This is a genomic window from Hyalangium versicolor, from assembly GCF_020103695.1.
In the GTDB taxonomy this organism is placed as follows: domain Bacteria; phylum Myxococcota; class Myxococcia; order Myxococcales; family Myxococcaceae; genus Hyalangium; species Hyalangium versicolor.
Genome location: NZ_JAHXBF010000004.1, coordinates 95,209 through 114,751, shown reverse-complemented (window position 1 = coordinate 114,751; position 19,543 = coordinate 95,209). Strand labels below are relative to the sequence as shown.

Sequence of the window (19,543 nt, the reverse complement as noted above, 5' to 3'; positions counted from 1 at the left end):
GCCCTACTCGCCCAGCCTGCGAGCACTGTCCTCCAGGGCCTCGGCGGTTCGCACCCAGCCCGCGGCTTCGGCGTCCAGGTGCTTGAGTATGTCCGCGAAGAAGCGCTCCTCTAGCGCTCGGGCCAGGGTGGCCCCGTGTGCCTCCGCCCACTTCTGGGTCACATGGGCGCGCACGTCCGCTCCCAGCAGGTCCACGAAGCGCTCCAGCAGCGGCGTGGAGAGCAGCGTGCCCGCCCAGATGACGGCGTCGTGACCCACGCCTCCGGTCGCCACTGTCACCACCGCCGCCGCCCCCGAGGGGACCGAGTACACCAGCGTCGTGAGCGCCTGGAGCATCTCCTCGCGCATGCTGCCCTGCAGCTCCGCTCCCACCAGGCTTCGGCAGAAGGTGTAGAGGCTCTCTCGATCCGTGGTGTGCGTGTGGAGGGCCTCGAACCCCAGGGGCTCCTCCAGCCGTGACAGCGTCCCCGCGCCGAAGGACTCCGCCAGCTTCGCCCGCGTCTCCGCGTCCCCCCGCCATGCCGCTACCTCCGGCGCGAGCACGTCCACCAGCCGCCGCACCCCATCGCGCAGCGTCTCGTCCGTGGCGTGGATGACCGGCGCCGCCATGGGCTCGGGACCGGTGAAGGATTGGCGCACCTTCTTCGACACGAACGTCAGCGCCGTGGCGAGCGCTCGGAAGGGCAGGCGCACGTAGCGGTGGAACGCGCTGCGAGCGTCCAGTTCGTCCCTGAACGCGTCCACCAGCACATCCGCGGGAACTCCCTTGAGCGCCGCGCTCTTGCCCACCGCGAGCAGTTCGTGGCGCATCCGCTGTCGCAGCCTCTCCGGTTCGTGCGAGGACTCTCGCGCCGCCCGGCCCAGCGCCTCCAGCTCGGCTCGTGCATCCGCCAGCGAGGCGGCCAGGGCTCGTGTCTTGAGCTCCCGGGCATGCTCGGCCTCGCCCAGCAGCGCGCCCAGTGAGGGGCCGCGGTCCAGCGGTTGCGTCGACAGCGGGCGCTCCCCAGCCTCCACCTCCGGTTGATGGGGTGCGAGGTACCGCGCCAGCGGCGGGTGCCCCACGTCCGAGGCCAGCTTCTCCAGGTGTCCGCGCGCCACCTCCTCGCGGGTGGCCTCGTTGTAGATGAGCAGATACGGCCGCCCTCGGCCCACCGCGGCGCGCAGGAAGTCCACCAGCGCCGCGTTCTGGTACGTCTGCCGGCTCACCACGAACACGAGCACGTCCACCGTGACGAGCAGTGCCTCGGTGCGCTCGCGGTTGTCCCGGTACACGCTGTCGAAGTCCGGCGTGTCCATCACCAACAGCCCCCGAGGTACGGCCTCCGCCAGGCTCAGGTAGAGGCGCCCGGCCGGGCCCGCCTGGTCCACCGGCGCATCCGTGCCCGGCGGCACCGGGACGACGTCATAGCGCCGCGTGAGGAAGTCCTTCAGCTCGCCCGTCCACGTGTCCGGGTGCGCGGCGGCGAGGCACTGCTTCGTGAGGCCTCCCTCGGGACGCGCTGGGGAGAGCGGCGCGCCGACCAGCGAATTGAAGAGCGTGGACTTGCCCACGTTGTTGGGCCCGGCGATGGCCACCAGCAGCAGCGGGGCGTCCCCTCCGAGCCGGGGCAGCAGGTCTCTCCGGAGGCGCTCGGTGAGGCGGCGCGCGGTGTCCGCGTCCTCGCCCCGAGGAAACCGCTCGGGTGGGGGCAGGGCGGCGAGGGCGGACTCCAAGGCGGCGCGCAGTGCGGGCAGGGCAATCATTCGACAGCCCCACCACACCACGCGCCGAGCGCCCAGCCCAGCCCTTCCGCGCCTTCCTGTCCGTAGGGGACAGTGGGCGGGGATGCCGCTATGGTCCGCTCCCATGCGAACCCACGTTGCCTGCCTGTTCGTTGTGGGGCTCCTGGCGTGCACCGCCTCGCGCACCGGCTCGTCCGATGCGCTGGACGACGCCCATGAGGGAGCGCCCCTGCCGTTCATCGATGACGACTACGCCCGTGCGCTCTCCGAGGCCAAGGCCAAGGGCGTGCCGCTCTTCGTCGACACCTGGGCCCCGTGGTGTCACACCTGTCGCTCGATGAAGGCCTACGTCTTCACGGACAAGGCGCTCGCGCGGCACGCCGGCCGGTTCGTCTGGCTGGAGATCAACACCGACCTGCCCTCGAACGCCGCCTTCCAGGAGAAGTATCCCGTCGAGTTCTGGCCGACGTTCTTCATCATCGATCCGAAGGAGGAGAAGCCCCTCGTGCGCTTCGCGGGCAGCGCCACCGTGGCGCAGCTCGAGAAGATCTTCGAGGACGGTGAGCGCGCCTATCGCGGGGATGCTCAGGGCGCCGAGGCGGCCCTGGCTCGCGGGGATGCCCTCTATGGTGCCAACAAGCCCGCCGAGGCCGCCGAGGCCTTCTCCCAGGCGCTCTCCCAGGCTCCGCACGACTGGTCCCGCCGGGGCCGCACCGTCGAGTCGCTGCTCGTCGCCTTCTGGGGGGCGAAGCAGTTCGAGCCGTGTGCTCGCAAGGCCATCGAGGAGCTGCCGCGCGTGCCTCGCTCGCCGTCGCTGGCGAATGCCGTGACCATGGCCATCGGCTGCGCATCTTCGCTGCCCGGGGAGAACCCTCAGCGCAAGGAGCTGTTGAATGCGCTCGATGCCAAGGGGCGCGAGGCGCTGGCTCCGCCGCTCATCGACATGCCCGCGGATGACCGCTCGGGCCTCTATGAGGCGATGGTGGATGCCAGGTCGGAGCTCGGGGACAAGGCTGGCAGCAAGGCGCTGGCCACCGAGTGGCTCACGTTCCTCGAGGGCGAGGCCGCCAAGGCTCCCAACCCGGATGCGCGCTCCGTCTTCGACTCGCACCGCATGTTGGCGGCGATGATCCTCGAGGACCCCATGCGCGCGGTGCCCGCCATCGAGCAGAGCGAGAAGGACCTGCCCAACGACTACAACCCTCCCGCTCGGCTGGCCAACCTGTACCGGGCGCTGGGGCGACTGGACGACGCACTCGCCGCCAACGCTCGGGCGCTGACGAAGGTGCAGGGCTCTCGGAAGCTGCGCGTCTTCGCCGACCGGGCCACCATCCAGGCCGCTCGCGGGGAGAAGGACGCCGCCGTGAAGACGATGGAGGAGGCCATCTCCTATGCGAAGACCCTCTCCGAGGCGCAGGTGTCCAAGCGCCAGATCGAGTCCCTGGACAAGAAGCTCGCCGAGCTGAAGGCGAAGTAGGCCGGGCTATCGCGGCCGGGCGGCGGTGCGCGTGTCGAGATCGAACAGCTCGTAGGCTTCGAGCGGAGCCTCGCGCATCCCGCCATCGGTGAAGATGAGCACGGCCTCTCCGGGGCCTGTCCCCTTGGGAGTGCCGTGCGCGTAGGCCACGCGCGCGCCGTCCGTCACCAGGTGGCGAAGCACGCCATCTCGAATCTCTCCGGGCAGGCACAGCAGGTCACGGCTCCGCTTGTCCCGTGTGTGGCCCACCACTTGCGTCAGCCCGGCAGGCAGCCGCCGCGGATCGAAGCGCCGGCGCGGGGTGAGGCGCGTGCGCTCGCCCTCGTCCGGGCGGAGGCTCGGGCGCTGATAGAAGATGCCCCGGCCCTCGCCGAAGTCCGCGCTGCCGGGCACGTGCAGGGCTGGCATGACGAGACGGCCTCCCTGCCACGCGCTCACGGCCGCATCCAGCGCCTGGTTGAGCGCGTCCGCCACCGTCCTCGCATCCGCCTGGCGCTCCTGGGGCACACCCACGACTCCCAGGTCCTCTCGCGTCACTCCCGCGTGCAGCACGAGCAGGTCCGGCCCGGCCGCGTAGGCCACGCGCAGGCGCCGCGTTCGGAGCAAGTAGGTGATCCACGTGCGCTGCTCCTCGCGGAACGCGCTGAAGTCTCGAGCGACCAGCTCCACCGTGGGCACCTGAGGGAATCGGTCCAGGAAGGTCCGTTCCCGCGCCTCATCGGTGTCGTCTCCATCGTAGATGCGGTCCGCCTCTTCCTGGGCCTGGGCGAAGGTGGCATCGGTGAAGTCCGCCAGCTCTCCCACGCGCCCGAGATCATGGTTGCCCGCCAGGATGATGGCCTGATCGGCCGGGTGCGCCGCCAGCCATGCCACGAGCCGCAGCGCGCTCCGGGCCACCGCGTCCCGCTCGTGCGCCTTGCCCCAGTCAAAGTGGTCCCCCACCGAGACGAGCTGCACCTCGGGCGCCAGCCACCCGCGCTCCGTCAGCAGGCCATGCCGGTCCAGGATGCCGAGGAAGCGGGTGATGTCCGCCTGGGGATCGCCGATGGCTACCCGAATGCGCCGCTCGGGCGGAGAGGACTCGGGCGGGGTGGAGTGGGGAGCTCGGGCAGCGGCCGCGGCGGCGTTGTCCAGGGCGGCCTGGATGCGGGGAGAGTTCACACGTGCATCCTAGACACACGTTCCTCCCCTCGTATGCCTCTGGCTCCCGGAGAGGCTCAGGAGGCCTGGAAGAACTTCGCGATGAGCGCCGAGCGGCTCTCCGCGTCGGCCTTGTTCAGCACGTGGGTGACGTGCACCTCCACCGTGCGCTCCGCGCAGCCCAGCCTCGCGGCGATGACCTTGTTGCTCGTGCCCTGGATGATGTGCTCGAGCACCTCCGCCTCGCGGCCCGTGAGCCCCCAGCGAGTCGCCAGCATGTGGACCTTGGCGCCCGTTTGCGCCTCCACGCTCCGGTCCACCACCAGGTAGTGCGGGCACAGTCCTCGGACCTGCAGCAGCGTGACGCTGGTCCCCGAAGGGAGCGCTTCCCCCTGCGCGTGCCGCCGGACCGCCTCCACCAGGGACGGTGCCACTTGCTCCAACTGGGCCCTCCCCGCGCTGTTGGCGTACGCCACCCGTCCCTTCGACGACACCACGTAGGCTGGCTGCCCGAGCGCCTCCAGCGCCGCCTCCAGCGCTGTGCCCAGCAGCCCCGCCTCCCTCAACCGCGTCTCCAACTCCAACCGCCGATGCAGCGACGGCACCAGCTCCTGCAACAGCCGTTGCTCACGCGGAGTGAAGGGCTCGGAGCGCAGCGCGCCGATCCACGCCAGCATGGCCGAGTCCTCGCACACCAGCGTGCGCAGCTGGAACATGTGCTCCATGCGCAGCTGGCGGTAGAGCGTCGTCACCCCCTCGTGCACCCGCTCGCGCACCTGGGCCTGCTCCGTGGCGCTGATGCCCAACCGCCGCCACGCGGCCGAACCCGTGTCATGCAGCGGCGCTGGCGCCTCCGTCTCCGCGTGGGGGCGGAAGTGCAGCGCCCGGTTCCGCTGCGGCGCCGCGGGCCGCGCCGGATCGAAATAACCCCATGGATTCGGTTGCTGGTTCAGGAAGCCGTTCAGGATTCCCATCAGCTCCGACTGGGACTGCGCGAAGCCCGAGCCGTGGCAGAAGCTGGCCGCGTAATGGTCTGGCGCCAGCTCGATGCCATAGGCCACCGCCCGTTCCGCGCGCAGGCCCTCTCTGAGAGCGTCCATCAGCGGGTGCAGCACATCCGCCCCCGGCTCGATGGTGTCCAACCGCCCCTGGATGTCCGCCAGGAAGGCCTTGTCCATGGAATCTAGTGGAATCACGATTTCCCAGTATAACTGGCCCGACTGACAAACTGGATGAGGGGAACACCCCAGCCAGGCCCAAAGTTTACCTAAAATTCACGAAAAGTAGGAAAGTTGGGTACTGAATCCCACCTACGTAGTTTCCCGCATAGAAACTAATCAGTCTCTGGCGAGAAACTTCTGCTCGGCCCGTAGGGGGGGAGGGCCACCATGGAAGTCTGCTGTCCCAATGAACGCGCGCGCCAGGTACTCAAGGTATCTGGCGCGCGTTGTCTTTTGAGCAGTCCAGGTGAGGTGCCTCCCTCCTTGTATGCTGCGGCGGCGCCATGACGATCGACATCGCCTTCAAGACGCCGGACGCGCTCGTGTTCGCCACGGACGGTCTGGCGACGGTGATGGAGGTGGATGCCCGGGGCCAGGAGCGCTTCCTCTCCAACATGGCCAACGTGGAGAAGCTGGTGCCGCTCTCGGGCGGGCGGCTGCTGGCCATGTTCAACGGCGTGGGCTCGATCGGGGGAGGCACGGTGGCCACCTCGCTGCGCGCCTTCGATGATCAGGCGCCGCTGCGCTCGGGCGAGTCCGTGGGGGAGTACGCGCAGAGGCTGCACACGGCGATGGAGGATCAGGCGATGCGCCGGCTGGGTGCGCTGCCGCGTCCGTTCCACCTCATCCTCGGAGGCTTTGCGCCGCCGCCGGAGGAGGGCGTGGATCCGCCCACGCTCTGGTCCATCCAGTGGAGCGTGGATCTGAGTCTGCCCACCGCGCCTACGCCCGTGCTCCATATAGAGGAGGAGGGCGGGCCTCCACGGCACCGCTTCGGCGTGCACTATGCGGGCGTCACCGAGGCGGTGGCTCGCTTCGTGGAGGGGTTCGATCCCGCGCTGCCCGAGCGGTTGGCGATGCTGCTGGCCGGGACGGATGAGCCGGACAGCCCGCCGGGGTTGTTGGAGCAACTGGCCCAGGAGGCGCGGCGCATGGGGACGCGGGCCGAGCCGCTCTCCAATGAGGAGTCACGCCAGTTGGCCCGGCGCTATGCCCGGCGCGTGCTGCGCGCGGGGTTCTTCTCATCCGCTCAGGAGCCCCTCTCCGAGCACTTCTCCCTGCAGGCGGCGGTGGACTACTGCGTCTTCCTCGCCCAGTGCGCCTATGCGCGGGAGAACCTCTCGCCGACGCGCCGGGGAGCGCCGCGCGTGGGCAGCACTCTTCAGGTGGCGTACCTCGTTCCGGGACGCCCCGCGCACCTGCTGGCCGGCATCCGGCTTGGCGTGCGTCTGCAAGGTATGGACGGAGGACTTCCATGAGTGCACGCAAGCCTCAACGGGGAGGCACGGGCCGTGGCACCGCGAAGGCGAAGACGAAGGCGAAGACGGCTCGGCCAAAGCAGAAGACGCCCAAGGCTTCTTCCAAGGCTTCGGCCAAGACGCCCGCGAAGACGCCCGTCAAGACTCGAGCGAAGGCCGCTCCGGAGCCGTTGCCGCCTCCCATCGTGAACTCACCGACAGGGGCCCCCCTGGCCTTCGGCAGCCGCGTCTCCGAGATGCCCCCGGCCGCCCAGGTGCGCTCGGTCGAGGCCTCCGCGATGCGCGGCATGATGGCGCGCCAGGGCTTCCGGTCCGTGATGTCCCTGGAGCCCGCTCCTCCCGTGGAGACCCCGACGACGGCCAAGAGCGCGGGTGCGAACGTCGTGGACAAGGAGCGCCAGCGGCTGTCCGCCCTGCGCAAGGAGACGGCGAAGCGGCCTGTGGCCACCGTGAGGCCGGACTACTTCGGCACCGCCGAGCACCGGGCCAGCGCGGAGCAGCTCGCGCGCATGCTCGCCGGAGAAGGCGTCTTCTCTCGGGCCACCGTCAAGCCGACCCATGCCCTGCTGCGCGTCGCCACGCCGAACCCCGTGCCGGACGCCGTGCTGGAGCGGTCCTCCCTCTCCGTGGCCAGCGCGGATCCCGCGTGGCGCGAGCCCTTCCAGAATCGGCTCGAGGACTTGATGGCTCGCTACCGGCCCCTCACGGAGCTGGAGATCCGCCCCGGCCTCACCCTCACCTATGGAGAGGTGGTGGCGCTCGCGGGGGACTACTACGCCACCCCGGAGGAGCTGGCCTCCGAGCTGACCCCCTCCGTGGCCGAGGCCATCCGCGGCGTCACGCCCCAGGACGAGGGCACCTTCCTCCTCAATACGCACCGCGGTTGGTTCGACTACGCGATGCTGGCCAACGAGAACCAGGACCACTTCTCCCCCAGGAACTGGGCCCGGTATGCCCGGCACCACGCGGAGGCGCTGCAGCTGGCGCTCGACCGGGACCTGGACGCCGCGTTGGTCCGCAACGCCTTCGCCGACCACTTCCTCACCGACGCCTTCGCCTCCGGACACCTGCGCGTGCCGAGAGATGGGCTCGTAGGCCTCTCCGGCGCGCTGCCCACGCGGAAGATGCATGACGAGGAGAACGTCCAGGGCCTGTGGGTGCAGAGCGCCAGCGGCTTCGTGTGGCGCGCCTACGGAGATGATCAGCTGGGCACCAACCCCGTGCACCTGACACTCACCGCGTTCGCCGTGGGCCTGTCGCTGCTGCGCCTCTTCAAGGCCTACCGGTTGGAGGGCGCGGAGCGGGACGAGTTGATCGATGCCATCGGAGAGGCCCCACAGCTCGACCTCACCGCGGGCCAGCTGGTGGATCCGCGCACCCTGCCGCGCTTCCTGGGCGACATCGCCGGGCTGCCCGGCATCCTCGAGCACCTGCCCGTGCCGCTGGGCTCCCTGGACGAACCGGACACCGCGAACGTCCTGGCCAACTACCCGCCGCAGGTGGCGCTCGGAGGCAAGCGCCGCAAGGGGACTCCGGACTTCGAGGCGTACTTCCGCTTCGAGTGAAGCGCGCCCCTCAGCGCGGGGGCTCCAGGGCTCCGGCGAGCGTGGCCAGCGCGCCCAACCCTCGCTGGAACTCCTCGAAGGTGAGCCGGCCCGCGGCGAACTGCTCACTCAGGCTCATGAGGGACTGGGACTCCGCCACCGCCATCCAGGCGCGGTGGGCATGCTCCTCTCGCGCATCCTTGGGCGGGGCCCACTTCCGGGCGAGCACCTCCAGCCGGGCGCTCGCGGCCTGGGCCAGCTTCGCGAGCTCCTCGAGCTGCGCCGTGCTCAGCTGCCCGGGCTTCCCATCGATGACGCAGAACGAGCCCACCGTCTTGCCGGCCACGCGCACCGGAAAGCCCGCGTACGCGCGGATGCCATAGCGCTCGATCAGATCGTTGGGGAGCGCCGGCTGTTGCGTGGCGTCCTCGATGCGCAGCGGCTGATCTCCCGCCACGACGAACTGGCAGAACGAGGTGCAGCGATCGGTGGCGAGCGAGGCCTCCAGGTCCGGAGGCAGCCCCACATGGGCTCGGAAGAACTGGATCTGGTCCGCCACCAGGCTGACCAGCGCGATGGGGAAGCCGCTCACCTCCGAGGCCCGGTTCACCAACTGCGTCAGCTCGGGATCCGGCGTCCTGTCGAACAGCGCTCCATCGAAGGCGCCGAGCCGCTCGCGGTCATCCAGCCGGGACAGGTCCGTGGGGATCTTGTCACTCATGGCTGGGCCCCTACGCGTTGGGCACAGCGGACGCACAGCGGGAAGACGACCTTCTCCTCGGTGTCGAGCATGGAGCGCAGCGTGTTGGCCACCGACAGGAAGCGCTCCCGGCACCGGTCGGGCTCGGGATCCAGGGCGCGCAGAAAGCCCAGGATGGCCTGGGACGTCACATTCATGTTCGTTCGGAAGATGCTCAGGACCGAGACGTTCAACTTGTCTCCCGCCTGCCTGTAGGCCTGGACGGACTCGTCATAGAGCGCCAGCTTGGCTTCCCGGTGAGGCGCGAAGACCTCCTCCAGACGGCGGAGCGTGGCCTCGAGTTCTCGGGCGTTGGCGTCCTCGCACAGGCGGAGCAGCGCCCGGAGGCGGGAGTGTTCTTCCTGGAGAGCGTGGACCCTGGAGTGCATTACCTGAAGGGGACAGGGGGGGATGACAAAGCTAGGTCTTCGTAGCGGGCTGGGGGAGTGGATGCCATAGCATCCGCGCTTCATGCCGCAGGACGTCAGGACTTTTCCAAACAATACCTGGGATCCAGAATGTCACCTTTCCAGCAACAGAGGGGGGGGACATATGAAGACACTGAGAAAATCCATGGCGTGGCTCGGGCTATGCCTCGTTGTGACGGGCTGTCAGGTACCCAGTGCCAGGGGGAGGCGAGGACTGAGCGCTTCCGAGCCGTTGGGAGCGTTTGCCCAGCAGGGCTCGAGCGACTCGGGCAATTCGTCGGATGGGTCCGGCTCGGACTCGGGCTCGGACTCGGGCAACTCCGCGGATTCCTCGAACGAGTCCGGTGACAGCTCCAAGGAGTCCAGCGACAACTCGAACAACTCCAGCGAAGACTCGAACCACTCCAGCGACAACTCCAGCGACGACTCCAGCAACAACTCCAGCGACAGCTCGGACAGCTCCCGGTCGAGTCAGAAGAACCCGATGCTCTCGGCCACCGTCATCGCGCTGACGGCCGCGGGCCTGGGGGCGGTCTTCTGGCAGGCCGCGGCACGGGCGATGAGGGTGCCTCCCAAGGCGGCGCCTCCACCTCCCGCGCAGGAGGTGGCCCCGGCGGCGGAGACGTATTTGCGCTCGCGTATGCACCAGCTTCGCGAGGATCTGGCGCTGGGCGTTGGCCCCACCGTGGAGGAGTTGGCTGCGCTGGCTCGCATCCGCCGTGAGAACCTGGGCTCCTTTGGCCGGCTGCTGCGAGCCCACCGTCAGGAGTTGCTGGCGCTGGCGGATGTGCGGACCCTGACACCGGAGCGGGCCCTCGCGTGGCTGCGGCGAGTGGGAGAGATTGCTCGCACGGATCCGCGCCTGGAGGAGGATCGGGCTGCGTTCCTGGCTAGATATGGAGGTGAGGAGTCCCTCCCGTGAGGCTCCTCGCGCTGGCCGTACTGCTGAGCGCGCTCCCGGCGGGTGCTGATGAGGCCCCGCTCGCCGAGCGCGTCGCTGCGTTGGAGGCCGGGTATGGCGTGGTGCTGCGCTCCCCCGCTTCCGAGGATGCGGCGCTCGTGGCCGAGGTGGAGGCGGGGCTGGCTGCCCTGCCTGTCGCGATGCGGCATTTTCCCGGTGGGCTACTGGAGTTGGAGCTGCACGCCGAGTCCGCTCCGCTGGGCCTGGGGGATGGTTCTCCAGCATGGCCGGAGTGGACGGAGGAGCACCGGCGCTTCCACCTCTATCGATACGCTTCGTCTCTGGAGCGTCGTGCTACCTTTCGCCTCTCACGCCTGAGCGATGAGGAGGCTGAGCGGCTGTGGCGCCGTCGCGCCGTGGTTCATGCCGTGGTGCAGCGCTGGGATGACGCGCGGGGTTGGAGCCGAGGCACTCGCTGGCGTCGGCTGAGCGGGTGGCGGGCACCCTTCGAGCGGCTGCTCACCTTCCACGAGGAAGCGCTCCTGAATTACACGGGGGCTTTCAGCCGCGTGCGGGGGCAGGCGAGTGCCTCGTTGGACCTCGTCACCTTCGCCGAGGAGCTGTTCGTCCCCGTCGAATCCCTGCGATCCGAGGCCCTCGCGGTGGATGATCAGGTCCGTTGTCAGGAGTTCTCCAAGGCGCGAGCGCTCGGGGAGATCATCGCCGCGGAGGGGTTGGGCCAGCTGCCTCCTCGTGGGCGCTGCCCCGCCTTCGACGCGTGGGCGGACGTGGAGAACCTCTCCCACTTCGAGGTGATGCTGGTCGCGGCCTCGGGTCGGCAGCCCGAGTCCCTCTTCGGCCACCTGATGATGCGGCCGGTGTGGCGCGAGGGAGCCGTGCCACGCGGGCCAGGGTTCACGCCGGTGGTGCAACTGGTGGCCCTCACCGGGCTGGAGGCTCGGAGCATGGGCTACGTCCTGAAGGGGCTGTTCGGGGGATATGACACCGGATTCCTCACCACGACGCTGGGAGACCTGTCGCACGAGACGCTCGAACTGGAGCAGCGGTCCATGCGGCGCTTCCGCATGCGGCTGACTCCCTCGGAGCAGGTGCGGCTCATCGAGCGCATCTGGGAGCTCGAGCGGCGTGGCTACTTCCCCTATCGGTTCTTCACCGACAACTGCGCGAGCGCGCTGCTCTTCCTCCTCAATGGAGTGCTCGAAGGAGGCCGGCAGGTGCGTCAGCCCGGGCAGCTCTGGGTGCTGCCGTCCGCGACCCTGGACGTGCTGGCCCGTACGGAGGTGGTGGGTGCCGATGGCTCGAGCCAGCCGCTGCTCGAGTATGTCCCGGATGATCTCGAGTCCACCGAGGCCCGTGCGGCGCGGGCTTACGCCTCTCGGGAAGAGGCGCTGGCCGGGCTTGGCGCGCACCTGTCGCCTGAAGCCCGCTCTCGGCTGCGCCTGCTGCACTGGCGCCTGCGCTCTCCCCAACCGGAGGTGCGCCGAGCTGCGTATGAGTGGATGCCCAAGGCCATCGCCGGAATGCTCCGCGCTGCTTCGCCCGAGGACATGGAGGAGGTCCGTACGTTGCTGCACGCCTATGTGGCGTGGTCGGTGCGTGTGGAGCGAGGCGCGGTGGATCGCTCCGCGGGGGAGAAACTGGAGGTGGAACGAGCTCAAGTGCTCGCGCTGCGTACACGCATCCCCCCAGCGGCCGAGAGTGTGAGCGATCGCCAGCGCCAGTTCGAGCGCGAGGACGAGCTCCAGCGGCGGCTGGCGGTGCTCGATCGGATCAGCCTGCTCCAGGAGGCGCTCGCCCATGCTCCCCGGCGCCCCGCAACGGCCGAGGAGACACTCATCCTGGAACGAGCCGAAGCGACGGAGGCGGCCTTCGTCGCAGCCACCGATGCGCAGGGGGTACTCCAGGACGGCGTGCTGGCCAGCGCGGATCCAGTGACGTTCCTCGCGGAGGATCAGCGCGCCAAGGTGGAGGCTTCACGAGCGTGGGCGGAGGGGGCTATCGAGAGATCCGGAGCCTCCCGGATGGCGGTGGGGCTGGGTATCGACTTCCCGGCAGCGGGAGGCTCGCGACCTGTCGTTCTCCTCCAGACCGCCGGTCTCAGTGAGGCCCTGGGCGATGCGCGCCTGCATGGCTTCCAGCCTGGCAGCGAGCTGCGCGCGCTCGAAGGCGAGCTGTCACTGCTTCCGAGAAAGGGTGTACCCCGGGTACTCGGCTCGCGGTTCACGCTGGTGGGTTACCGCACCCTGGTGCGCGAGCTGCCGCTGCACCAGCACTCCGTTACGGACGCGCTGGGCTGGGGTGTGGCGGCGCAGATGGAATCGCTGAGAGATCATCCCGCTCCCTATCGCGCCACCGTGCAGGCCGAGGTGCTCGCGGTGGTGGACGATGGGCCTCGCTTCCGCCACTTCACCGCGCTGGGCGCTGGGGTGAAGGGGGGAATGCACTGGGGCGCCGGAGTCCTGGCTCCTGTGCTCGGACCCCGGTTCTCACTCTCACACCGAACGGGCCTACCGGGCTCGCTCGCCAATGCCGTGCGCCTGGAGGCGGAGTACAGCCCCTTCTGGAGAGCGGCGAGCGGGGTGACGCACGAGGCCCTCACCACGCTCCAGGTCGACCTGCGGTTGGGGCGGCTCGGCCGGTACCACCTGTTGTTCTCCCCTCGCGCGCAGCTGCGCTGGGAGGGGCGGCTGGGAGCCCGGTTGGAGGGCTCTCTGGAGCGCCGCCTCACCCTGGGGATGGAGCTGAGCTGATGTCAGGCGTAGCGATGCTCCCAGAGCTCGCGGTCGGTGATGCGCGGACGCATGAAGGCTCCGGACGCGGCGCCAATGAGCGTTCCGAGGACGTGCGCGATGATCCACTCACGGAACGTCAGCCCCATCAGGAACAGCAGCCCTGGCTGCTCGCTGAAGAAGGAGAGACCCGCGATCAAGGCTGGCACCATCACCGAGGTCACCACGCCCGCAGCCAGCGCGCGCTTCATCCGGCCCGCGTGATAGCCGCCGAGCATACCGCCGAACAGCCCGCTGAAGAACGGCACGAAGAAGAGGATGAAGCTGAAGAAAACCATCACCGCGACGCTGCCCACGAGGATGGGGCGCTTGAGGACGATCCCATCTGGCTTGAGGGTGACGTCGGGCGGGAGCGTGGCGTAGTCCACGTGCCAGGAGGGATCCATGGCGTTGTGGATGAGAGTCCTCTCCTCTTCAGGAGGGATCACGGTGGTGTCAGACATGCAAGCCTCCGGTTCCATTCGTGCTCTTGAAGATGGGACGTCTGCCCGCGAGCGGCAGCGGGGCAGGGTGGCTCGTGGGGCGAGCGGCTTGAGGAAGCGGTGGAATAATCGGGAGCGTCACGGTATGGAAACCCCATGAGCCTTCGCCGTGCCTCGTTGAGCCTCGCCCTGTTCGCCGTTGGTCTGCTGTCCGCCTGTGCCCTGCGTCCCCACTACAAGGACCTGGTCCAGCCGGAGGGCTCCTCGCTGAAGGCCGCCGACGGACAGACCCTGATGATGCGCGTGGTGGATCCCGCCACGGGGCAGCCCGTCAAGGGCGCCAAGGTGATCGCGGGCGCGGGCCGCGAGCGCCTGGCCACCACGAGCGATGACGAGGGCCGCATCTCCGTGCTCGTCTCCCAGGCCCTGCTCGAGGAGAACCCCCTGGTGGAGGTGGTGCTCCCCAAGGGCGTGACGGCCTACCAGTTCCAGGTCTTCCGCCCCGCGGAAGCCCCCGCCGCGCAGCCTCCTGCCTCGCAGCCTCCGGCGGCGGAGGAGACGAACTCCACGGGCTCGGTGGCCCCGAGCAGCACGGCGGCTCCTGAGACGCCGCCCGTGGCTCCTCCCCACCCCTAGCGCAGGACACACCGGGCGAGGCGGATCGGCTTCGCCCGGAGCCCCCGGTGGCTCAGCCCAGCTTCGCGCGGAGGAACTCCACGGTGCGCTTCCACGCCACGTCGGCGTTCGGCTTCGAGTAGACGGCGGGGCGCGTGTCGTTGAAGAAGGCGTGCTGCGCGTCGTAGCGGTGGAGCTCCGAGGGCACGTTGGCGGACTTCAGCTTCTTCTCCAGCGCGTCCACGCGGTCCGGCGAGCACCAGTTGTCCTGCTTCGCGAAGTGGCCCAGCACCGACGCGCGGATCTTCGTCACATCCCCCTTGTCCTCGGGCGGGATGCCGTAGAAGGGCACGCATGCGGTGATTTGCGGATCATTCGCCGCCGCCGCGAGCGCCACCGCGCCGCCCATGCAGAAGCCCATCACGGCCAGCTTCGTGCCGCCGTTGCGCTGGCGCAGGGCCTCGGAGGCGCGCCGCAGCACATCTCCCGTCTGCTTCCAGTCCATGGAGCTCATGTACTGCTCCGCGGTCTTCTCGTCCGTCGCCACCTTCCCTCCGTAGAGGTCCACCGCGAAGACGGTGAAGCCCTCGCGCGCCAGCCGCTCCGCTACGTCGCGGATGTGGCCGTTGAGGCCCCACCACTCGTGGACGAGCATCACCGCGCCTTTCGCGCTGCCGCCGGCCGCCTCGATGAGAGTGCCCGGCACTTCCTTGCCATCGGTTCCAGTCAGCTTCGTGGACTGCGTCATGTGCGTACCCCTCGTCGGCGACAGGAGGCGGCACCTTAATCCTCGCGCTTCGAGGTGGGGCTCGGGACTTCACTCGAACCCGCGCCCGGTGTGAGAAATGAACGATCCACGCTGGCGCAGCCAGAGCAGGTGCTCCAGATTGCGAGAGGAGGAGGTCGGCATGTCCAAGGCATTCACCAAGGAGGACGGCGGAGGCGATGAGGGGCTCGTCCCCGTCCGGCCGCGCAGTGGGAGCGGAGAGAAGCGCTACATCACCCCGGAAGGCTACCGGGCGCTCCAGGAGGAGCTCGCTTCGCTGCTCGGCCCGGAGCCGGCCACCGAGGGGCAGACGGGGCTGGATGCGGGTGTGCGCAAGCGGGAGCGGGAGCGGCGGGCCCAGGAGCTCGCGGCGACGCTGGAGGAAGTCCGGGTAGTAGCGCCCGAGCCCTCGCAGGAGGGGCGAGTCTTCTTCGGCGCCTGGGTCACCTTGGAGGACGAGGACGGGGCGGAGGTGACGTACCGCATCGTCGGACCCGATGAAGCAGATGTGAAGGCAGGCAGGCTGAGCGTGGAGTCTCCCCTGGCTCGCGCGCTGCTGGGCAAGGAAGTAGGCGAGTCCGTGCAGGTCGAGCGCCCCCGGGGCGCCATGGAGTACACAGTGACGCAGGTTGCCTACACGGCTCCGACACACTGACCCTCTGAGTAGACAAGCTCTCCGCTTGGGACGAGAGTCATGAGGTCTTCACGGCGCGTCAAGCGCCCGGAGCTCCCTCTCCATGACGTCTCCCTCCGCGCACCGCCTCCCCACGAGTCTCCGCCTCCTGCTCCACGGTGGCACGGTGCTGGTGGGAATCTTCACCTTCGTCTACGCGCGGCTCGTCTGCACCTTCATCTGCAGCCTCCCGCCCCCGGTGCTGGCGCGCACGGTCATCCTGCTGTGCCTGTTCCACATGGGCCTCCGGGAGCTGCTGCTGCGGTTCGTTCCTCTGCAGAGCGAGCACTCCACTCCCGCACGCCGCGCATGGGTGCTGTCCGTGGTGTCCTGGGGCATGACGGGCCTGCTCGCCATCATCATCCACTTCGCGCTCTACCCGTCGTTCCCCATGCCCAGCCACCTCAAGTTCGCCGTGGGCTACTGGTTGCTGGGAGGCGGAATCCTCGCCCAGATGGAATACCTCTTCTTCGAGCGCTGGCTGCCGCAGAGCCCCGCGCTCTCACCAGAGGCGCAGTTGCGCGAGCGGCTCGGGCGGCGGCTCATCGAGGGCTACGTCATCTTCACCACCGTGCCCGGGTTTGTCCTCCTGCTCACCCTGCAGCGCTTCATCACTGAGCTCCATGGCGACGTGCGGTACGTGCTCGAGGCAGCCCTGCTCGCCGTCGGCTTCACGGGAGGAGCACTCGCGGCGGCCATTGCCTATGGCCGCAGTCTGCGCCGCGACTCGGAGCGGCTGCTCGAGGCCGTTCGCCGGGTGGGCAGCGGAGACTTCCAGCCCGCGGCCGCCACGAGCCGTCCGGATGAGCTGTCGCTCGTGGCCGCCGGCATCAACGAGATGGCCGGAGGGCTCCAGCTCCGCGAGCGCATCCGCGAAGCGTTCGGCCGCTTCGTCTCCCCGCAGGTCGCCACCGAGTTCATCGAGAAGTACGCGCGGCACGGGAAGACGGCGGTGCTGGGAGGCAGCCGGCGGGACGTGGTGATCCTCTTCAGCGACTTGCGCGACTTCACGCGCCTGTCCGAATCCCTGGCGCCCGAGGTGCTCATCGAGGTGCTCAACGGCTACTTCCAGGAGATGGTGGGTGCGCTCCAGAGCCACGGGGGCCTGGTGGACAAGTTCATCGGGGACGCGGTGCTCGCCGTGTTCGGGCTCACCGAGGGCCAGGGCAATCCCGCGGTGTCCGCCGTGAGCGCGGGCCTGGAGATGCGCCGCCGCCTGGAGGCCTACAACGCGCGGCTGGCCGAACGGGGCATCCACCTCGACTCCGGCATCGGCATCCACGCGGGCGAGGCCGTCGCGGGCTACCTGGGGAGCACGGATCGGCTGGAGTTCACCGTCATTGGCCACACCGTCAACGTGGCCTCGCGCATCGAGGGCCAGGCGCGCCAGCCCCGGCCGCCGCTGCTCTTCAGCGAGGAGGTGGCCCGGCGGCTCGGCGAGTTCTTCACCGTGAAGGAGGTGGACACGGTGTCCCTCAAGGGCGTGGCCGGAGAGATGCGGCTGCTCACGGTGGAGGGAGGGGCCCGAACGGTGCGAGCCGCCTGAGCCCCTGGAACGCGGTGCGATGGGATATGATGGCGCCTTCCTTCACTGGGGGCCTGTGAGATGAAGCGCTTCGTGATCGTGTTCTCCAACGAGCCGGGAGAGCCTGCCCCCTGGGTGGCTCAGGCCTGTGCCTCCGCGAAGTTGACGTTCGTGGACAACGGCCCCGTCACCGTCGAGCTCTCGAAGGATCCGCAGGCCCAGAAGCACCTGCTGTCCAACATCCCCTTGGGAGAGAACGCCGCGTTGGCCCCTTTCTACAAGGCGGCGCTGGAGAAGGTGGCGGGCAAGGAGGGGCGCATCGGCTTGTTCAGCAACAGCTGGCTGCTCTACCTGGGCCAGGGGCAGGTGGACGGCTGCGTGCTGGATTTCTCGGGACTGGAGGCCCAGAAGCAGCAGGGCCTGGCCGCGGGCATGAAGCAGCAGGACGTGGACGCCTACGTCGCCAAATACAGCCAGCAGATGCAGGAGCGGGCGCGCAAGTACCTGCCAGCCGAGAAGATCCTCGTGCTGCCCACGAGCGAGTCTGACGCGAAGAAGGCCGAGCTGGCCGCCGCCTTCATTCGCAAGCTGGGCTGAGTTCCGGCGCGAGCGGAATCTCTACGGGGGTCGGACAAGGGCTCACTCGCGACCTCCATCCTGGGTTGGGTGAGACTCCCAGTGGAGTGTTCAGTGTCGTGTGGCCCACGCGGCGTCAAGCGGGTCTCAAGAATAAATGACCAGCCCGTGGGCAGCAGCTCCCACGCGGGAGAGCAGGCTGGCGCCAGCGGACGGGAACGTGAAACAATCCCATCCTGCGAAGTGGGGGGGCGCTCATTCTCTTGGGCCTGTGCTCGGTGAACGCACAGAGAAGACAGGATGGAACGCTCTGCAATGAAATCAGAATGCTGTCTGCGGCGTTGTCCGCTCAGGTCTGCTCTTCATGACGAGTGAAAACACGAAACGCATCCTCATCATTGATGACTCAACGGCCATCCACCGGGATTTCCGCCGAGTGCTGTGTCCGCCCACGAGTCCAGGTCACGATCGACTCGCACTGCTGGAGGAGGAACTGCTGGGGGCAGGTGTCCTGAAGGACATACCGCGCGAGGAGTCGTTCGAAGTCGACTCCGCCTTCCAGGGCCAGGAGGGTGTGGCCAAGGTGGAGCGGGCGCTCGAGCAAGGCCGCCCCTACTCGCTGGTCATCCTGGACTACCGGATGCCTCCGGGATGGAACGGCGTCGAGACGCTCCGGCGCCTGCGCCAGGTGGATCCCGCACTGCCGGTGGTGCTGTGCTCGGCCTACTCGGACTACTCCTGGGAGGAGATCCGCCAGGAGTTCGGCGAGTCTCCGCTGCTGTCGGAGCTGAGGAAGCCCTGCGATGGCCGGGAGCTGCGTCAGAAGGCGCAGACCCTCTCCGAGATGCGCGAGAGCGACTCCGTGATGTGAGCGCCTGAGCGCTCGCTAGCCGCGACGTGCCGCGGGGAGCGCGGTTCCCCGCACGAGCGGAATCACCCCCATGGCCAGGTGTGTCTGGGGCTCCTGCCCGAGCGTTTTCAGTCGATCATGGGCGATGACGATCAGCAGCGCGTAGAAGCCGCAGGACACCAGCACGTGCCACCACGCGTGGAGCTGGGGGTTGGGGAATCCGTGCGCGGGCAGCGACTCGTTGAGCGTGGAGCAGAAGCGGATGTCGCTCATCCACACGGCGATCGCGAGCGCGTAGGAGCTCATGCCAAGCCGGTAGATGCGGCGGGTCCTCGCGTCCCGGTTGCGGCGGTGGATGAGGTAGACGCGGGCCAGGGCGTAGAGCTCCAGGGAGCCGAAGCTCGCGTGGAAGAGGTAGAACTGGAGCTTCCCGCGCGTGAAGGCCACCAGTGAGGTGACGAGCACCGCGTGTCCGAGCAGCGCCAGCGGGAACCACGTCCCGAAGCGCCGCTCCGGTTGGTTCTCCACCAGGATGTAGACGATGGCCAGCGCGAGGTAGAGCATGGGCAGCTCGTCCAGCATCTGGCACTGGAAGAGGAGCGTCGCGTGGAAGGCGATGCTCCCCAGCCCCACCACCGATACCAGGGCGAAGGCGACCAGGAAGCGGCGCTCCAGCACGTTCCGGTGCAGCAGGATGCCCAGCACCCCCGCGAGCACCATGGCCAGGCTGGACACCGAGTTGAACAGCTCCGCGATGTAGAAGACGTGCTGGTAGTTCGTCTCGCACCAGTCCACCGTCGACGTCGCCGGTCCCCAGAAACCGATGGTGGGTATCTGCATGGCGTGGGGACGCTACCCGGCCAGCGGGAGAGCGTC

General features: G+C 68.8%; 18 protein-coding genes. 10 read left to right on the top strand and 8 right to left on the bottom strand.

Features of this window, described 5'->3' with window-relative positions; translation table 11 throughout:
* Positions 1 to 3: 3 nt before the first annotated feature.
* A complete protein-coding gene (locus tag KY501_RS09870) occupies positions 4 to 1,743 on the bottom strand; it encodes a GTPase (RefSeq protein WP_224362445.1) in 1,740 nt (579 codons plus the stop codon).
* A 103-nt stretch (positions 1,744 to 1,846) separates the two neighbouring features.
* Here KY501_RS09870 and KY501_RS09865 point away from each other — a divergent pair, with 103 nt between their 5' ends.
* Positions 1,847 to 3,199, top strand: a complete 1,353-nt coding sequence (locus KY501_RS09865) for a thioredoxin family protein (protein WP_224362444.1) — start codon at positions 1,847 to 1,849, stop codon at positions 3,197 to 3,199.
* A 6-nt stretch (positions 3,200 to 3,205) separates the two neighbouring features.
* Here the strand turns inward: KY501_RS09865 and KY501_RS09860 are convergent, their stop codons facing one another.
* Positions 3,206 to 4,360, bottom strand: a complete 1,155-nt coding sequence (locus tag KY501_RS09860; protein WP_224362443.1) for a metallophosphoesterase — start codon at positions 4,358 to 4,360, stop codon at positions 3,206 to 3,208.
* Between the two features lie 56 nt (positions 4,361 to 4,416).
* Positions 4,417 to 5,535 (bottom strand): response regulator transcription factor, encoded by a 1,119-nt coding sequence (locus tag KY501_RS09855; RefSeq protein ID WP_224362442.1) that lies wholly within the window; start codon positions 5,533 to 5,535, stop codon positions 4,417 to 4,419.
* Positions 5,536 to 5,843: 308 nt separating this feature from the next.
* Here KY501_RS09855 and KY501_RS09850 point away from each other — a divergent pair, with 308 nt between their 5' ends.
* Positions 5,844 to 6,818, top strand: a complete 975-nt coding sequence (locus KY501_RS09850; RefSeq protein ID WP_224362441.1) for a hypothetical protein — start codon at positions 5,844 to 5,846, stop codon at positions 6,816 to 6,818.
* On the top strand, positions 6,815 to 8,383 hold the full coding sequence (locus KY501_RS09845; RefSeq protein WP_224362440.1) for a hypothetical protein: 1,569 nt from the start codon (positions 6,815 to 6,817) through the stop codon (positions 8,381 to 8,383). Before KY501_RS09850 ends, KY501_RS09845 begins: the two co-directional genes overlap by 4 nt.
* A gap of 10 nt (positions 8,384 to 8,393) precedes the next feature.
* On the opposite strand, the gene KY501_RS09840 is transcribed toward KY501_RS09845, so the two are convergent.
* Positions 8,394 to 9,083 (bottom strand): GAF domain-containing protein, encoded by a 690-nt coding sequence (locus KY501_RS09840; RefSeq protein ID WP_224362439.1) that lies wholly within the window; start codon positions 9,081 to 9,083, stop codon positions 8,394 to 8,396.
* Positions 9,080 to 9,490 (bottom strand): hemerythrin domain-containing protein, encoded by a 411-nt coding sequence (locus KY501_RS09835; RefSeq protein ID WP_224362438.1) that lies wholly within the window; start codon positions 9,488 to 9,490, stop codon positions 9,080 to 9,082. The genes KY501_RS09840 and KY501_RS09835 overlap by 4 nt, the downstream gene beginning before the upstream one ends.
* 163 nt (positions 9,491 to 9,653) lie before the next feature.
* Between KY501_RS09835 and KY501_RS09830 the strand changes: the two genes are divergently transcribed.
* Together KY501_RS09830 and KY501_RS09825 are read left to right on the top strand one after the other, a co-directional pair.
* On the top strand, positions 9,654 to 10,451 hold the full coding sequence (locus KY501_RS09830; RefSeq protein ID WP_224362437.1) for a hypothetical protein: 798 nt from the start codon (positions 9,654 to 9,656) through the stop codon (positions 10,449 to 10,451).
* Complete coding sequence (locus KY501_RS09825; RefSeq protein WP_224362436.1) at positions 10,448 to 13,201, top strand: Lnb N-terminal periplasmic domain-containing protein; 2,754 nt, start codon at positions 10,448 to 10,450, stop codon at positions 13,199 to 13,201. Before KY501_RS09830 ends, KY501_RS09825 begins: the two co-directional genes overlap by 4 nt.
* Before the next feature lie 2 nt (positions 13,202 to 13,203).
* On the opposite strand, the gene KY501_RS09820 is transcribed toward KY501_RS09825, so the two are convergent.
* Positions 13,204 to 13,683 (bottom strand): hypothetical protein, encoded by a 480-nt coding sequence (locus KY501_RS09820; protein WP_224362435.1) that lies wholly within the window; start codon positions 13,681 to 13,683, stop codon positions 13,204 to 13,206.
* A gap of 135 nt (positions 13,684 to 13,818) precedes the next feature.
* On the opposite strand from KY501_RS09820, the gene KY501_RS09815 reads away from it, so the two are divergent.
* Entirely contained in the window at positions 13,819 to 14,298 is a 480-nt protein-coding gene (locus tag KY501_RS09815) for a hypothetical protein (protein WP_224362434.1), read from the top strand.
* A 52-nt stretch (positions 14,299 to 14,350) separates the two neighbouring features.
* Here KY501_RS09815 and KY501_RS09810 read toward each other — a convergent pair whose 3' ends face one another.
* Positions 14,351 to 15,025 carry a dienelactone hydrolase family protein gene (locus tag KY501_RS09810; RefSeq protein ID WP_224362433.1) on the bottom strand — a complete coding sequence of 225 codons (675 nt, stop codon included), beginning with the start codon at positions 15,023 to 15,025 and terminating at the stop codon, positions 14,351 to 14,353.
* Positions 15,026 to 15,185: 160 nt separating this feature from the next.
* Between KY501_RS09810 and KY501_RS09805 the strand changes: the two genes are divergently transcribed.
* The 4 genes from KY501_RS09805 (at position 15,186) to KY501_RS09790 (ending at position 18,688) form a co-directional block, all read left to right on the top strand.
* Complete coding sequence (locus tag KY501_RS09805) at positions 15,186 to 15,698, top strand: GreA/GreB family elongation factor (RefSeq protein ID WP_224362432.1); 513 nt, start codon at positions 15,186 to 15,188, stop codon at positions 15,696 to 15,698.
* 82 nt (positions 15,699 to 15,780) lie between these two features.
* Positions 15,781 to 17,262, top strand: coding sequence for an adenylate/guanylate cyclase domain-containing protein (locus tag KY501_RS09800; RefSeq protein WP_224362431.1), 1,482 nt, complete (start codon positions 15,781 to 15,783; stop codon positions 17,260 to 17,262).
* Positions 17,263 to 17,322: 60 nt separating this feature from the next.
* On the top strand, positions 17,323 to 17,838 hold the full coding sequence (locus KY501_RS09795) for a hypothetical protein (protein WP_224362430.1): 516 nt from the start codon (positions 17,323 to 17,325) through the stop codon (positions 17,836 to 17,838).
* A gap of 343 nt (positions 17,839 to 18,181) precedes the next feature.
* Entirely contained in the window at positions 18,182 to 18,688 is a 507-nt protein-coding gene (locus KY501_RS09790) for a response regulator (RefSeq protein WP_224362429.1), read from the top strand.
* 15 nt (positions 18,689 to 18,703) lie between these two features.
* Here the strand turns inward: KY501_RS09790 and KY501_RS09785 are convergent, their stop codons facing one another.
* Positions 18,704 to 19,507, bottom strand: a complete 804-nt coding sequence (locus KY501_RS09785) for a ceramidase (RefSeq protein ID WP_224362428.1) — start codon at positions 19,505 to 19,507, stop codon at positions 18,704 to 18,706.
* Positions 19,508 to 19,543 lie beyond the last annotated feature (36 nt).